This is a genomic window from Synechococcus sp. Nb3U1, from assembly GCF_021533835.1.
Lineage (GTDB): Bacteria > Cyanobacteriota > Cyanobacteriia > Thermostichales > Thermostichaceae > Thermostichus.
The window spans coordinates 13,095-27,658 of sequence record NZ_JAKFYQ010000003.1; the positions used below are offsets into that span (position 1 = coordinate 13,095).

The window sequence follows — 14,564 nt, forward strand, 5'->3', positions numbered from 1 at the left end:
GGGCGCGTCAGGGGCGGATGTCTCTTCGCTAATGCGAACCGTATTCTACCCTGGAACCCCCACAACCATCCGAAGCATTAGCCCTAGGATTGTATTAGAATTAACCCGCCTATGTTCGGATGTTGCCCTTATGACCGAAGCTGAGATCGCAGCGGTGTTGCAGTCCCGGTTGGCTGCCCCCGTCAAGATTGCCATTAAACGTCGCCAGGGGCACTTACATGTTTTGCTCAATCGGCCCTCCCAAGCTCGGCTGGATTACCCTCACCTTACCGATCAGGTGCAGGCGGAACTGAAGGCGTTGGCCCTATCCGGCTTAGAGCAGGTGACGGTCTATGGACGCGAGTCGGGCCATACCGAATACGAGTGGGAACAGACGGGATCCCTGCTCAATCCCACCTTGGCGATGGCAGACACCACAGTTTCTCTGGCGGAGAAAAGCGATCTGCTCTTAGAGGATCTGACTATTGTCGCGCCCGACCCGGTTAATCTGCGACGCAATCCTAGGCCAGAACCGGTGGATCGAACCGAGACTGGATCCCGTTTTTCGTTGGTTTGGTTGGGAGGAGCGTTACTGGCAGCAGGAATTGGGTTAGCTTTTTTGATTCTGGCTTTCCTGTAGGGTTGGGCGGTGCAGAGCCGGAGAGGTTTTTTGGAGGGCTTCTCGCAACATCCGCTCCACCAATTCTGTAAACGTCCAACCCAGCGCTGCCGCTGCATCCGGACAAAGAGAAGTGGGGGTCATGCCGGGCAGTGTGTTCACTTCCAGCACCCAGGGGTTCTCGGCGGGATCCACCCGCAGATCCACCCGCGCTAAGCCCTCGCATCCTAGGGCCTGGTAGGCTCGCAACCCCGCCGCCTCGCAGCGGGCCAATCCCGCCGGGCTAAGGGAACAGGGGATGAGGTGCCGGGATCCGCCAGGTGCATACTTGGCTTCGTAATCGTAGAAGCTGCCCTGAGTTGGGATAATCTCAATGGCGGGGAGAACTTGCCCTGACAAAATCGAGAGGGTGATCTCTTTGCCAGGAATATAGCGTTCCAAGAGGATCCGCGACGAGACCGACCGAGCCAGTTTCAGACCCTGAGCAAAGGATCGCTCATCCTCGACGATGCTAATACCGACAGTAGAGCCATCGTTGCTGGGCTTGATCACCAACGGGGATCCCAGCTCTGCCGCACACTCGGCCCAAGTGTGGGGGTTCTGCTCATCCCAAGCCATCCAATCGGCAGTCGGGATCCCTGCGGTTCGAAAGATCTGCTTGGCAACCAACTTATCCATGGCTAAGGCACTGGCCAACTGCCCGGATCCCTGATAAGGCAGGCCCAGCCAATCCAACATCCCCTGAACCACCCCATCTTCGCCACCGGGGCCATGCAAGGCGATCCAAACGAAATCACAACCTGCTTCCCGTTCTTGCCAAAGGCGTAGAGGCAAATCCACATCTGGATCGATGAGCTTCACCTGATGTCCCAGATCTTCAAGGGCGCGCTTACAGGCTTTGCCAGTGACCCAGGAAACCTGACGCTCTGCCGAGCGACCTCCTGCCAAAACGACGATACGCATTGCTCCTGCTCTCCCTCACCCCACCATCAGCACAAGGATTCTGATTTCACTGATTTCACCCTACAGGGTTGGACGGCGGCGACGCAAAAACTCGGGAATATCTAGGCCACTAGACGTTGGCGGTTCGGGCTCAGCCGCTTGACGTGGGGAAGGCTCAGGGCTGGGGGCGGCGGGTTTACGGGCTGTAGATTTGCTGGATACGGGCACCTTGGCTGGGGTTGCTGTGCGTTGGGATCCCCCTTCAAAGCCTGTGGCGATGACCGTAACACGCACTTCACCCTGCATACGCTCATCTTGGACGGTGCCGAAAATGATGTTGGCTTCGGGATCCACAGCTTCAGCAATGATCTCGGCGGCGGCATGGACTTCGTGTAGAGACAGATCCAGTCCACCGGTGATGTTGAAGAGAACGCCCTTGGCCCCTTCGATAGAGGTTTCCAACAGCGGGGAAGAGACCGCCGTGACAGCAGCTTCGCGGGCGCGGGATTTACCGGATCCCATGCCAATCCCCATCAAGGCTGAGCCAGCATCGGCCATGACGCTGCGCACATCGGCAAAATCAACGTTGATCATGCCGGGGATGAGAATGATATCCGAGATGCCTTGTACTCCCTGGCGCAACACATCATCGGCAACTCGAAAAGCCTCCTGCACGGGGGTTTGCTCTGAAATCACCGAGAGCAACTTGTCGTTGGGGATCACAATCAGGGTATCGACGGCCTCCTGCAGCACTTGGATCCCTTCTTCTGCTTGGCGGGTACGGCGCTTGCCCTCAAAAGAAAACGGCCGAGTTACGACCCCCACCGTCAAGGCCCCACTTTCTTTGGCAATGTGGGCAACAATGGGCGCTCCGCCTGTGCCTGTGCCGCCTCCCATGCCCGCGGCGATAAACACCAAATCAGCTCCCTCTAGGGCAGCAGCCAATTCTTCACTAGATTCTTCCGCGGCTTTTTGCCCCACAGCCGGATTACCTCCAGCCCCCAAGCCCCGCGTTAGCTTTTGTCCAATCTGTAGCCGATTCAAGGTGGAAGACTGAATCAGCGCCTGAGAATCAGTGTTGACGCTCCAAAATTCCACACCAGTCAGATTGCCGGCTGCCATCCGACTGACCGCATTACCGCCACCGCCACCCACGCCCACAACCTTAATCTTCGCGGCATTGCTCGGCATGATCCCCTCTGGATGACCCGCCGTTTTGGTCTGTGACCCATTCTTCTCGTACTCGGCGTGAGAAGCCTCGCCCATGTAGCGCTCACTCCAACGGGAAGGTGCTGTCTGGGTTTGATCCAACCCTTGCCCTGGATTAGGAGGATGGATATCTGACCAATTGGATGGCATGTCAGCTCTCAAGATAACTTAATTCCGGCAAATATCGAACATGCTAGCTGATTTAATATAGAGCAACTCTCTTCGAATGCCAACGCTGAAGATATTTGTGGATTTTCTGACTGGATTCCGGTTTCCAACTGTACTGAATCATCTGGTTCTCCGTAGCCTCAGGTTCCATGCTTTATTTGAGAAACCTGACTGGAACCAAGGCTGCTCTGAGGTTGCTCTTTCCTTCAGTTCCCATCCGTAGGGATTCGTGTTTTTCAATACTTGCACAAGCCCATTTGCTGCTGTTGAGATCTCCTCAGGCATTGCTGATCCTTACACTTGCGTGAAATTGAACCTTTGCTGCCGATCCAGAGTTGCCAGGAATACCAAACCCTGGGATCCCACCCCTTGCGACTAAAAATGATAATGATTATCCTTGTACGGACGGTGGCCCTAGGGGCCTCATCCGTAGTCTGTAGGTATTTCTGGGATGACTTATGAAAACTACACGCGCTGCACTCTCACAGCACTCCCTCTGGAGCCTAAGCCTATCGCTCTTATGCTTGATTGGGCTGCCAGCCTGCCGCTTGGCGGAAACACGCGCTTCTAGTGCCCAGGGTTCTGAGTCTCCGGTGGTGGCCCAAGTTCCGGCGGGTGTGGAGGGGTCTGTTGAGCCGGAGGTGCAACTGCGGGTGCTGGCCAGTACCAGCTTTATCGCCGATATCGTCCAAAATGTGGCCGGGGATCGTCTGCAGGTGGATTCTCTAATCCCCATTGGGGTGGATCCACATGGGTTTGAACCTGCTCCCAGTGATTTGCGCCGTGTTGCGGATAGCCAGGTTTTGATCGTGAATGGGGGTGGATTTGAGGAGTTCCTGGGCAGCTTGCTGGAGAATGTCGGGGGTGAACGGCTGCTGATCGAGGCTTCGGCTGGCTTAGAAATGCGGCAGATCCCGGAATCGGAGGAAGCCTTGTTTGCACATGCACATGGGCACGGGCACAGCCATGATCATTCCCATGGGCACAGCCATGCTCACGACGGGGATCCCCACTTTTATCTGGATCCTCTGCAAGTGATCCGCTATGTGGAAAATATCCGCGCCGGTCTGACCGAAGCGGATCCCCCTGGAGCAGATGTATACGCCGAAAATGCTGCCGCTTACATTGCCCAGTTGCAGGAGCTGGATGCCTGGATCCAAGAGCAGGTTGCGCAGATCCCTGAGGCTAATCGTTTGCTGGTGACCAACCACGATACCCTCGGCTATTTCGCCGACCGCTACGGTTTCCGGGTGATCGGGACGATCCTGCCTGGTGTAAGCACCAATGTCTCCCCTTCAGCGCAAGAACTGGCCAGTCTCATCGACACCCTTCAGGAAACCCAGGTGCCAGCGATTTTTCTGGAGACGGGCAATAACCCGCAACTGGCGGAGCAACTGGCCCAGGAGTTGAATTTGCAGGTTAAACGCCTCTACAGTCACTCCACCTCTACAGCAGATGGCCCCGCTGCCACCTATCTGGACATGATGCGCTACAACACCGAAACCATTGTCACTGCTCTGCAATGAAGTAGAGTTCGCCTGTCAATCTGGGATCCCCTCCCAATCGCGTCAGCGGGACGGAGTCCTATCCGACCATTTGTGTGCCGTTAGCAGTGTGGATGAAAAACAGTGTATATCCGCTTGCAAGATGTGTGGGTTGCCTATGGTGAGCAGGCGGTGCTCCAGGGGATCGACCTGCATATTCCGATGGGATCCCTGGTGGCGGTGGTGGGGCCGAATGGGGCCGGTAAGTCCACTCTGTTTAAGGCGATGGTCGGACTGTTGCCCCTCTGGCGGGGAGCGATCCAGGTCGGTGGGGGGGCACGGGATCTCTCGGGTTCGGTTGCCTACATTCCACAGCGGGAGGAGGTGGATTGGCGCTTTCCGGTGACGGTACTGGATGTGGTGCTGATGGGGCGCTATGGTCAACGGCACTGGCATCAACGTTTGCAAGCTTCTGATCGAGAAATTGCCTGGGTTTGTCTGGAGCGGCTGGGGTTAGCGGGGCTGGCGACCGCTTCTATTGGGGAACTGTCGGGTGGACAACAACAACGGGTGTTTCTGGCGCGTGCTTTGGCGCAGCAACCGCGGGTTTTGTTAATGGATGAGCCCTTGAGTGGGGTTGATGTTTCCCATCAAGAGGTGGTGTTACAAGTGCTCGCAGAGTTGCAAAAGCAAGGGGTGACGATCCTGCTTTCCACTCATGATTTGGGCTTGGTTTGGCAACGGTTTCAACAGGTTCTCTTACTCAATCGGCGGGTGATCGCCTTTGGGCCTTGTCAGGAGGTGATGGTATCGGGGTTTCTGCAACAAACCTTTGCCGGACAATGGATAATCCTGCCGGATGGATCCCTGTTGACGCAACCTTGTGTAACCTAATCGATAAAGTATCATCCGGCTCAGGGACGGAGCCGGATAAGCTTTGTACCAAGGGCGCGCTGCGCTACGTATGGATATGCCTACAGGAGAGCGCGGTACCCCTGCTGCTCTAGCTGAACTTAGTTCAACAACTGCTTGGCCGTATTCACTACGTTTTCTACCGTAAAGCCGAACTTTTCCATACACACTGGGCCGGGAGCAGAAGCACCGAAGCGGTCGATGCCGATGGCCACCCCCTCAAAGCCAAGAAACTTGTGCCAGCCGAAGGTGGATCCCGCCTCGATGGAGATGCGCTTGATAACGCTGGGGGGCAACACGGAATCCCGGTAGCTCTGCGGCTGGGCCTCAAACAATTCCACACAGGGCATGGAGACCACCCGCACCGCTCGGCCAGCTTCTTTGAGCTGGGCGGCTGCTTTGACCGCCAGTTCCAGCTCAGATCCAGTGGCGATCAGGATCAACTCTGGGTTGTCGGCATCCACTACCACATACCCCCCCTTGGCTACGCCTTCGATGGAAGTGCCCTCCACCGGGTTAACGGCTTGGCGGGTGAAGATCAACAAAGAGGGGGTTTCTTTGGCTTCTAGGGCTACCTGGTAGGATCCCACGGTTTCTCTGGGATCCGCCGGACGCAGCACGTACAGGTTGGGGATCGCCCGCAGCGAGGCGATGGTTTCCACCGGTTGGTGGGTGGGGCCATCTTCTCCCAGTGCTACCGAGTCGTGGGTCATGACGTGCAACACCCGCACTTGCGAGAGAGCCGACAACCGGATTGCCGCTCGCATGTAGTCGGTGAAGATCAAGAAGGTGGCATCATAAGGGATGAGGCCGCCGTGCAGAGCCATGCCATTGGCTACTGCCCCCATGCCATGCTCCCGTACCCCAAAGCGGAAGTTGCGCCCTTCATAGGATCCGGGCTGAAATTCCGGGATCCCTTTCAGGAAGGTCATGTTGGAGTGGGCTAAGTCGGCGGATCCCCCCAGCAGTTCCGGCACCACTCCCGCCAGAGCATTCAAACAAAACTTGGAGAGGTTACGGGTGGATTCTTTGCCGGTTTCAGCGATCGGGGCCAGGGCTTCCTTCCAGCCAGATGGCAATTCTCCGGCCATGATCCGCTTAAACTCGGCAGCCTCGGCAGGATAAGCCTTTTCGTAGGCAGCAAAGCGTTCGTTCCATTCCGCTTCTGCTTTCGCTCCTTTGTCCACCGACTGACGGAAGTGGGCCAACACTTCATCGGGAATATAAAATTCCGGCTCCAACGGCCAACCGAGGTTTTCTTTGGTCAGCTTCACCTCATCCGGCCCCAGCGGTGCCCCGTGTACCCCTTCGGTTCCAGCCTTGTTGGGGGATCCGTAGCCGATGGTGGTCTCGACGATGATCAAAGAGGGCTTGTTGCTGACTTCTTTGGCCTTTTGGATGGCCTCGGCAATGGCTTTCAAGTCGTGGTTGCCATCCTCCACCTTTTGCACATGCCAGCCGTAGGCTTCGTAGCGCTTGCCCACATCCTCGGTAAAGGCGATCTCAGTGTTGCCGTCAATGGAGATGTGGTTGCTGTCGTAGAGCATGATCAGCTTGCCCAACTGCAGATGACCCGCCATGGAAGCAGCCTCTGAGGCCACCCCCTCCATGTTGCAGCCATCCCCCAAGATCACGTAGGTGTAGTGATCCACAATCGTGTGGCCGGGCTTATTGAAGCGGGCCGCCAAGTGAGCCTCGGCAATCGCCAAGCCGACGGCATTGCCGACCCCTTGACCGAGAGGGCCGGTGGTCACTTCCACGCCGGGGGTTTCGAAGTTTTCCGGGTGGCCGGGAGTTCTGGATCCCCATTGGCGAAATTGCTTCAGATCTTCCATCGTCACATCAAAGCCGTTCAGGTGCAGCAGCGCGTACTGCAACATACAGCCGTGCCCCGCCGAGAGCACAAAGCGATCCCGATCCGCCCACTTCGGGTTGTGGGGGTTGAATTTCATGAATTGCTGCCAAAGCACATAGGCCATCGGTGCTGCCCCCATCGGCAGGCCAGGGTGACCGGATTTGGCCTTCTGAACAGCATCTACCGCCAAAAAGCGAATCGTATTGATGGAGAGTTGTTCCAAGGAGGGAGGAGCAGCAACAACCATGTGGGGGGATCCCTATCGCTCGACATTCGCTTTCCAGTATGCCCCCTTTTGGGTCTTGCTTCCGAGCCGGTCTGGGCTAATCTGTACCGCCAGCAGGGATTTGGTCAAAGGGATCCCGCTGCACTTGGGTTAACAAGATAAGCTGAAGGACAGGCTCGCTGCTCTCAGATAACCGGACCTGATCGGAGTGTTCCTTTGACTGCTTCTTTTCCCACAACCGGCAAACCCCCTTGGCTGCGGGTGAAAGCCCCTCAACGGGTGGGATCCGTTAAACAGTTGCTGCGGGATTTGCACCTGAGTACGGTTTGTGAAGAAGCCTCTTGCCCGAATTTGGGGGAATGCTTCGCCAACCGCACCGCCACCTTTTTGATCATGGGGCCTGCCTGTACGCGGGCCTGTCCCTACTGTGATATCGATTTTGAAAAACGCCCTCAACCTTTGGATGCCACCGAACCCGAACGGGTGGCTGAGGCGGTGGAGCGGTTGGGCTTGCGCCATGCGGTGATCACCTCGGTGAATCGGGATGATCTGCCGGATGGGGGAGCCCGTCAGTTTGTGGCTTGCATTGAAGCGATTCGCCAGCGTATGCCCCTGACCACCATCGAGGTATTGATCCCGGATCTGTGTGGCAACTGGCAGGCGTTGGAGCAGATTTTGGCCGCTAAGCCGACGGTGCTCAACCACAATACCGAAACGGTGCCGCGCCTCTACCGCCGGGTGCGTCCACAGGGGAACTACGAGCGCTCCCTGAAGCTGCTGGAGTTGGCTCATCAACAGGATCCTGGCCTGTATACCAAGTCGGGGGTGATGCTGGGCTTGGGAGAAACCTCTGAAGAGATTTTGCAGGTGATGCAGGATTTGCGGCGGGTGCAGTGCGACATTCTCACCTTGGGCCAATATTTGCAGCCCAGCCCCAAGCATTTGCCTGTCGAGCGCTACGTCACTCCAGAGGAGTTTGACCATTGGCGACAGGTGGGGGAAGAGCTGGGCTTTTTGCAGGTGGTGTCTTCGCCCTTGAGCCGGAGCTCTTACCATGCCGAAGCCGTACAGGATTTGATGCGCCACTCTCCCAAGTCTGTGCCGATGCCAGAACCGCAAAAACGGGACGAATTGTCCCTAAGCTAGACTCCTGAAAGGATGTGCTTGGGGAGATGAGTGTGGAACGGATCCCTCCCACCCGGATTGATGCAGATGCGGTAAATCCAGTAACAGATAGCAACGGGATCCCGCCATCCCGGCGCTGGCCGGCTGCGTTCCGGTTGCCAGTCGCCAATCCTGAAGAGTACGCGGAGCTGATGGTGGGGTTGATGCGGGAGTCTCGCCTCAGCTTGAACTATCTCATACTGGTGATTGGCTCTTGTGTGATCGCCACGTTGGGGTTGATGGCCAATAGCCCGGCGGTGATTATCGGGGCGATGATCGTGGCCCCTTTGATGCTGCCGATTCGTGGCATGGCCATGGGGGCTTTGGAGGGCAATCTCGTCCTGTTTCGTACCGGGATTCTCTCGATTATTGTCGGCACGGGCATCGGGGTGGGGGTATCGTTTCTGCTGGGGCGGCTAGTGGGTTTGCCCGAGTGGGGTAGCGAAGTGTTGGCCCGGACTCAACCCAACCTGCTGGATTTGGGGGTGGCACTGGCGGCAGGGGGAATTGGTGCTTTTGCCAGGGTACGCAAGGAGATCTCCGACAGTTTGGCAGGGGTTGCTATTGCGGTGGCGTTGATGCCGCCGGTCTGTGTGATTGGTTTGGGACTGGCCCACGCCGATTGGAGCACCAGCTTGGGGGCGACCCTGTTGTATGCGACCAACTTGCTGGGGATCGCGCTGGCTTGTATGGTTACCTTCCTGGCCATGGGCTACGCACCCCTGCACAAGGCTCGCTCGGCATTGTCTTGGATGCTGGGGTTGGTGCTGCTGCTGGTGGTGCCGCTGGGGGCCGGTATGACGCGGCTTGTGTATCAAGCCCGATTGGAGGCGGCGTTGCGATCGGCTTTGTTGAATAAAACCATCACCTTTCAACGGGTAACTCTGGTGCGCAGCGATTTTAACTGGGTGGTTTATCCGCCGGAGGTGGTGTTGTCGGTACGAGCCGATGAGCCGATTACCCCCAGGCAGGTGACTTTACTCGAAGAATTCGTGGAATCGGATGTGGGCCGTCCTTTTACTCTTATTTTTCAGGTGGTGGAAGCCCAGGAGATTCGCCGAGAAACACCTGCCCCGGAGGATCCTGTGGACGAAGAAAACCCTGGGATCCCTTCCAACCCGGCTGCGTCTCTTTCTTCTCGAGTTCTCAGAGGGATTATTCCACCCTATTAACTGACTTTGCGCTTCAGAGTTTAGGTGTCGGCCAGTCGGGAGGATGAATGAGATAAACCGTTCCCCCAGAATGCTCTAGCCACAAAGACTCCAATTGAGCACGACGGTAGGTTCTCCGCACTTCTGTATCGGTTTTGGCTGCCGGATCGTTCACCACGGGATCCCCATTGGCATCAAACCCCACCAAGACCGCCAAGTGGCCATCACTTTTGGGAATTGGTGCTCCATCTAGGTCTCCTTCTGCCCAAGCAAAGCTAAGGATCACGGGCACTCCCGCGGCAATCCAGTCTTCTGCCTGGGCAAAACTTTCCAAGCGCGCCACCACCCCAGCCAAACCCTGTTCGGCTGCATGGGCTACGTTAAAGACCCAATTGCCGTGGCCTCTGTACACCCAGTCGTATACCCCGGCCACGGATGAGCGCACCATTGGCTCACAGGGGCCGATATCCTGCTGCCAATAGGCCATGACCATGGCCAAAGAGGTGGGGCTACACCACACTTCTCCCCCCTCCGGGTAAACCATTTGGGAGCACTGCGGCACTTCCAAGATCTGACCCCAACGGGCGGGATCCCCTGGCAGCAGGCGGTCGGGTTTAACCGGCACATTGGAGAGGGCAACTGCCACCTGATCCACCCTTGCCGAACGGCCTGGATCTTGGGTGAACAGGCGCAACTTCACTTGGAAGGCTTCTGCCCCATTGATTTCATCATCCAGCACCAACAAATCGGTATACAGGGTGCCATCTTCATCCCGTTGCCCTTTCACAGAATGACTGGCCAGTGTGGAGGGATCCGCAGCCCATACCCCGCCGTGATACCATTTCGTCCAGCGATCCTGGACTTTGGCGCGAATTAACAGCTCTAACCAAGTGCCCCGTGGAGTGATGGCATTCCAGGAGGCGATAGCTCCTACCATAGCGAATCCGGTCGGAACTGCCGGGCTAGTAGCCTCTCCAACCCAGTAGCTACCGCCCGTGTAAAAACTGCCTGCCTGTAAGCTGTAGGCACTAAGTTCTCCCGCAAGAGAATGAGCAAACTCTGGGTCGGGATCCTCCTCTCGAGTCAAGCCTTGGGGATCCAACTGCATCTGCCCCTGTGCGTTGATATGGATCCCTTGAGTTGACCAGTCCCGAAACCCTTGACCTTCTCTTGAGCGCCAACGATGGAACCCTGTGCGGTAGGTCGGGTAAGTTTGAGGTTCGGTTGGCATAGATACCAGTTCAAAAGAGGGTTGAGCTTGGGCTGGCAGTGCTGGATATAGCGAGAAAAACCCGATCAGGACTAACAGAATCCCTTTCCCACTCTTCTTGCATTGTGTGAACAGTGTGAACATCTTCCCTCTCTCCCCCACTAATAGCGGGATACTGATGGATGCCCACCAATGTACCAGCGCCACGGGATCTCGGCTCCCCGAGTAATGCCAATGCGGGTGGTTTGGATGATTTGTGCCTGTGATTGTGTGGGATCCAAGGTGGATCCCTCTAACCAAAATCCCTCCTCATCCGTTTTGGTTTTCCGCAAAGGCCAACCATTGTGGGAGCGATCAATCCGTAGAGCCTGACAAAGCAAGCCTGGCCCGGCCCCAACCCGTTCGGGTTGACGACGCTTTTGGGGTGGGATCCACTCAGGCAGTTGATCCAGTTGCACCGCCCGAATCAAGACTGCTGCCGGGATCCCTTCCGCTTCGGTGACGATATTCAGGCAATGGTAAAGGCCATAGATCAAATACACATACAGATGTCCCGGTGGGCCGAACATGACCCGGTTGCGCTCCGTCTTACGACGGTAGGCATGACAGGCAGGATCCCCAGGGGCGTAGGCTTCCGTTTCCACAATCTGGGCACGCAGTTGCAGCCCGTCGGCAAATTGGCGCACCAAAACCTTACCCAACAAAGCTGGGGCTACCACAGGAGCAGGCTGGTTCAACCAGTCCACAGCAGACTTAGCCGCCTTAACCCCCAGCAATTGCCGGAACAATACTCACCTCATCCCCATCCTGTAGACGAGTATCGGATCCCTCCAAGAAGCGAATATCTTCGCTGTTCACATAGAAATTAACAAAGCGGCGCAATTCCCCACTTTCATCACACAGCCGCGCCTTAATCCCCGGGCAGTTGTGTTCCAGAGAATCCAGCAATTCCCGAATCGTGGATCCCTCGCAGTTCACCACCGCCTGATCCTGGGTAAGCTTCTGTAGAGGAGTGGGGATCAAAACTTTTACCGCCATAGCCAAATGCTCTCATCCATCCAAAACATCAAAAAGTCAGGGTAGCAGCACCCCATCAATGCCGTGAATCACACCGTTGGAAACCGGGATATCCCCCACGATCACGTTGGCCCCATTCACCGTGATGCTGCTGTCGGATCCCACCTGCACTTGTAGAGGTAAACCCGCCAGAGTGGTGAGGGTCGCCGATTGGCCCGGCTGCAAATCAAACGAAGTGATCCGCCCCGGCACCACATGATAGGTGAGAATGCGGGTTAATTGGCCTCGGTTGGCTGGCTGTAACAAACTCTCCACCGTACCCGCTGGCAGTCGTCCAAAGGCTACATCAGAAGGCGCAAAAACGGTGAAAGGCCCAGAACCTGCCAAAGCCGTGTTCAACCCTGCTGCCTGCAAAGCCGCCGCAAGAGTGGAGTAGCCGCTGGGTAGGGTTTCCAACTCGACTGGAATCGTGTTGAGCCCCTGAGGCCGGGCGACGGGGGCAAAAGCGAAGGAGGCAACCACTGCCGCCGCCACCGGGATCCAACGCTGAACAGAACTAAAGACAGACATTGTGCAAGGCTCCTGTGGAACTTGGGTATTGCAGGGCATCTTAATAGTTCTTCACTAAGCTCTCTTTAAGAAACCCCCCAGAATCTCAGTGCTCTCAAACTGAGACCTCTTGCCAGTCCAGACGCTCCAGGGTGCGAGCCCGCTCCAACGCCTGTTCAAAGCTCTCGATCTTGGGTGAGATCAACAAGGGGTGCCCCACATGGGGTTGAATTGCCTCTTGGGTTTTCAAGCCATTGCCGGTGATGTAGGCAACAGTCACGGCCTCAGGATCAATCTGCCCAGACTCCGCTAGCTGTTTGAGCACCGCGATTGTCGTGCCACCGGCGGTCTCGGTAAAAATGCCTTCGGTCTCGGCGAGGAGTTTGATGCCCGCCACAATTTCAGGATCCGTAGCCGCTTGAATTTGCCCACCGGTTTTGCGGGCGATATCGAGGGCATAGATCCCATCGGCGGGGTTGCCGATAGCGATGGACTTGGCAATGGTATTGGGTTTTACCGGGGTGACAAAATCCCGTCCCTCTCGGAAGGCTTGGGCAATGGGTGAGCAGCCTTCTGCTTGTGCGCCATTAAAGATAACAGGCTTATCTGCCACCAAGCCCACCTTCACAAACTCCTGAAAGCCCTTGTAGATCTTGGTGTACTGGGATCCAGAAGCCAAAGGTGCCACCACCTGATCCGGCAGTTGCCAGCCCAGTTGCTCGGCCACTTCGTAGGCTAGGGTTTTGGATCCCTCGGAGTAGTAGGGGCGCAGGTTGATGTTGACAAAGCCCCAACCATACCGATCCGCCACCTCCGAGCAGAGACGATTCACCTGGTCGTAGTTGCCCTCCACCGCCATCACCGTCGGGTTGTAGATCAGGGATCCCAGCACTTTACCCGACTCCAAATCCGCCGGGATAAAAATGGTGCACTCCAGACCGGCATGGGCCGCAATGGCTGCGGTAGAGTTGGCCAGATTGCCCGTGCTGGCACAAGAGACCGTGGTAAAGCCCAGCTCTTTGGCGCGCGTTAGAGCCACCGATACCACCCGATCCTTAAAGCTGAGGGTGGGCATGTTGACGGCATCATTTTTAATGTAAAGATTTTTTAGCCCCAGCCGCCGCCCCAACCGCTCCGCCTTGACCAGGGGAGTCATGCCCGTACCCACATCAATGGGCTTCTCAGACGTCACGGGCAGAAAAGGCCGATAGCGCCAAATGGAATGGGGCCCCTGCTGAATGCTTTGGCGGGTAACAGTGTGCTTCAACCAGTTGTAGTCATAAGCCACCTCCAGTGGGCCAAAACATAGCTCACAAACGTGTTTGGCAACCGGTTCATACTCCGCTCCACATTCCCGACAGCGCAGGTGACTAAAGCCCAACTTCTGGGAATCGGTAGTGCTGAGAGGACTGGCGGATAGGGTTTGAGTCATAGGAGGTCTCAGAGTTGGGAATGGGTGAGCACTAGATCTTGTTTACCCATCATTGAGTCGAATCCTATCACCCAGGATCCATCCCGTCAATCAATCCCGACTAAAACAGTCTGGATTAAGTCTGGCCATCGGGATCCACTTCCAGGTCTCGCAGCTTCTGGGCCAAGGCTTCTGCCCTGTGACGGGCTTCGCCGTACTGGTCATAAAACTCCAACTTGTGGGCCATTTCCTTGAGGGTATTGCCGGGTGAAAGCACTTCTACCACTACTTGGGGCGGGATCCCACCTTCTTCCCACTGTTTGTAGGAGCCTCGGTAGCCCTTGGGCCGGCCAAATACCACCATCAAATCGGGGGCCATGCGGATTTTCGGATCCCCTTCAACCGGGTACCAGAACAGATCTCCGGCCACGAAGACGTTGGGATTATCGGCCAGCAGGATCTCGGTATTGTTCTTAAAAATAACGATCCACTCGAATTGCAGCGTATTGTCGGCTATCGGTTGACCATCGCTATCGGGGTAAACAATGGCCTGGGGTGGAGTCTGTAAAGGAGCGATCATCCCAGCCTCGCAATAGGCGCTATTTGTGGGCCGATCCTAGCTTTTTGCCCAGGGGCCGATGGCTACACTGAATAAGCAGGGACATGAA

The 14,564-nt window shown here is 56.5% G+C and carries 13 protein-coding genes and 1 pseudogene; 5 read left to right on the plus strand and 9 right to left on the minus strand.

Annotated features, from left to right (window positions below; translation table 11 throughout):
• Positions 1 to 130: 130 nt before the first annotated feature.
• A complete protein-coding gene (locus L1047_RS14495; RefSeq protein ID WP_235279718.1) occupies positions 131 to 619 on the plus strand; it encodes a hypothetical protein in 489 nt (162 codons plus the stop codon).
• Here L1047_RS14495 and L1047_RS14500 read toward each other — a convergent pair.
• Positions 590 to 1,561 (minus strand): D-alanine--D-alanine ligase family protein, encoded by a 972-nt coding sequence (locus L1047_RS14500; RefSeq protein WP_235279719.1) that lies wholly within the window; start codon positions 1,559 to 1,561, stop codon positions 590 to 592. The two genes, L1047_RS14495 and L1047_RS14500, sit on opposite strands and share 30 nt — an antisense overlap.
• Positions 1,562 to 1,621: 60 nt before the next feature.
• A complete protein-coding gene (gene ftsZ, locus L1047_RS14505) occupies positions 1,622 to 2,731 on the minus strand; it encodes a cell division protein FtsZ (RefSeq protein WP_235280087.1) in 1,110 nt (369 codons plus the stop codon).
• 644 nt (positions 2,732 to 3,375) lie between these two features.
• Here ftsZ and L1047_RS14510 point away from each other — a divergent pair.
• Positions 3,376 to 4,443: a metal ABC transporter substrate-binding protein gene (locus tag L1047_RS14510; RefSeq protein ID WP_235279720.1), complete on the plus strand. Its 1,068-nt coding sequence runs from the start codon at positions 3,376 to 3,378 to the stop codon at positions 4,441 to 4,443.
• Between the two features lie 102 nt (positions 4,444 to 4,545).
• Positions 4,546 to 5,295, plus strand: a complete 750-nt coding sequence (locus L1047_RS14515; protein ID WP_235279721.1) for a metal ABC transporter ATP-binding protein — start codon at positions 4,546 to 4,548, stop codon at positions 5,293 to 5,295.
• A 119-nt stretch (positions 5,296 to 5,414) separates the two neighbouring features.
• Here L1047_RS14515 and tkt read toward each other — a convergent pair whose 3' ends face one another.
• Positions 5,415 to 7,415 (minus strand): transketolase, encoded by a 2,001-nt coding sequence (tkt, locus tag L1047_RS14520; RefSeq protein WP_235279722.1) that lies wholly within the window; start codon positions 7,413 to 7,415, stop codon positions 5,415 to 5,417.
• A gap of 195 nt (positions 7,416 to 7,610) precedes the next feature.
• Here tkt and lipA point away from each other — a divergent pair, with 195 nt between their 5' ends.
• Positions 7,611 to 8,540, plus strand: coding sequence for a lipoyl synthase (lipA, locus tag L1047_RS14525; protein ID WP_235279723.1), 930 nt, complete (start codon positions 7,611 to 7,613; stop codon positions 8,538 to 8,540).
• 26 nt (positions 8,541 to 8,566) lie between these two features.
• Positions 8,567 to 9,730, plus strand: coding sequence for a DUF389 domain-containing protein (locus tag L1047_RS14530; RefSeq protein WP_235279724.1), 1,164 nt, complete (start codon positions 8,567 to 8,569; stop codon positions 9,728 to 9,730).
• Between the two features lie 13 nt (positions 9,731 to 9,743).
• Here L1047_RS14530 and L1047_RS14535 read toward each other — a convergent pair whose 3' ends face one another.
• The 6 genes and pseudogenes from L1047_RS14535 to L1047_RS14560 all read right to left on the minus strand — a co-directional run.
• The gene (locus tag L1047_RS14535; RefSeq protein WP_235279725.1) at positions 9,744 to 10,940 is read right to left on the minus strand and encodes a peptidase C39 family protein; all 1,197 of its coding nucleotides are present in this window, start codon (positions 10,938 to 10,940) and stop codon (positions 9,744 to 9,746) included.
• A gap of 140 nt (positions 10,941 to 11,080) precedes the next feature.
• The gene (locus L1047_RS14540) at positions 11,081 to 11,707 is read right to left on the minus strand and encodes a DNA-3-methyladenine glycosylase (protein ID WP_235279726.1); all 627 of its coding nucleotides are present in this window, start codon (positions 11,705 to 11,707) and stop codon (positions 11,081 to 11,083) included.
• Positions 11,682 to 11,957: a MoaD/ThiS family protein gene (locus L1047_RS14545; protein WP_235279727.1), complete on the minus strand. Its 276-nt coding sequence runs from the start codon at positions 11,955 to 11,957 to the stop codon at positions 11,682 to 11,684. Before L1047_RS14545 ends, L1047_RS14540 begins: the two co-directional genes overlap by 26 nt.
• Positions 11,958 to 11,993: 36 nt before the next feature.
• Entirely contained in the window at positions 11,994 to 12,506 is a 513-nt protein-coding gene (locus L1047_RS14550) for a fasciclin domain-containing protein (RefSeq protein ID WP_235279728.1), read from the minus strand.
• A gap of 94 nt (positions 12,507 to 12,600) precedes the next feature.
• Entirely contained in the window at positions 12,601 to 13,917 is a 1,317-nt protein-coding gene (gene thrC / locus L1047_RS14555) for a threonine synthase (protein ID WP_235279729.1), read from the minus strand.
• A 190-nt stretch (positions 13,918 to 14,107) separates the two neighbouring features.
• Positions 14,108 to 14,476 (minus strand): annotated as a pseudogene (locus L1047_RS14560) (Uma2 family endonuclease); the annotation flags it as partial.
• Positions 14,477 to 14,564 lie beyond the last annotated feature (88 nt).

Bases quoted from the DNA above. Each gene is read 5' to 3' on its own strand.
- L1047_RS14510 (WP_235279720.1), top strand. From the start codon at position 3,376: ATGAAAACTACACGCGCTGCACTCTCACAGCACTCCCTCTGGAGCCTA.
- L1047_RS14500 (WP_235279719.1), bottom strand. From the start codon at position 1,561: ATGCGTATCGTCGTTTTGGCAGGAGGTCGCTCGGCAGAGCGTCAGGTT.
- L1047_RS14535 (WP_235279725.1), bottom strand. From the start codon at position 10,940: ATGCCAACCGAACCTCAAACTTACCCGACCTACCGCACAGGGTTCCAT.
- L1047_RS14545 (WP_235279727.1), bottom strand. From the start codon at position 11,957: ATGGCGGTAAAAGTTTTGATCCCCACTCCTCTACAGAAGCTTACCCAG.
- L1047_RS14495 (WP_235279718.1), top strand. From the start codon at position 131: ATGACCGAAGCTGAGATCGCAGCGGTGTTGCAGTCCCGGTTGGCTGCC.
- L1047_RS14550 (WP_235279728.1), bottom strand. From the start codon at position 12,506: ATGTCTGTCTTTAGTTCTGTTCAGCGTTGGATCCCGGTGGCGGCGGCA.
- tkt (WP_235279722.1), bottom strand. From the start codon at position 7,415: ATGGTTGTTGCTGCTCCTCCCTCCTTGGAACAACTCTCCATCAATACG.
- L1047_RS14530 (WP_235279724.1), top strand. From the start codon at position 8,567: ATGAGTGTGGAACGGATCCCTCCCACCCGGATTGATGCAGATGCGGTA.
- ftsZ (WP_235280087.1), bottom strand. From the start codon at position 2,731: ATGCCGAGCAATGCCGCGAAGATTAAGGTTGTGGGCGTGGGTGGCGGT.
- thrC (WP_235279729.1), bottom strand. From the start codon at position 13,917: ATGACTCAAACCCTATCCGCCAGTCCTCTCAGCACTACCGATTCCCAG.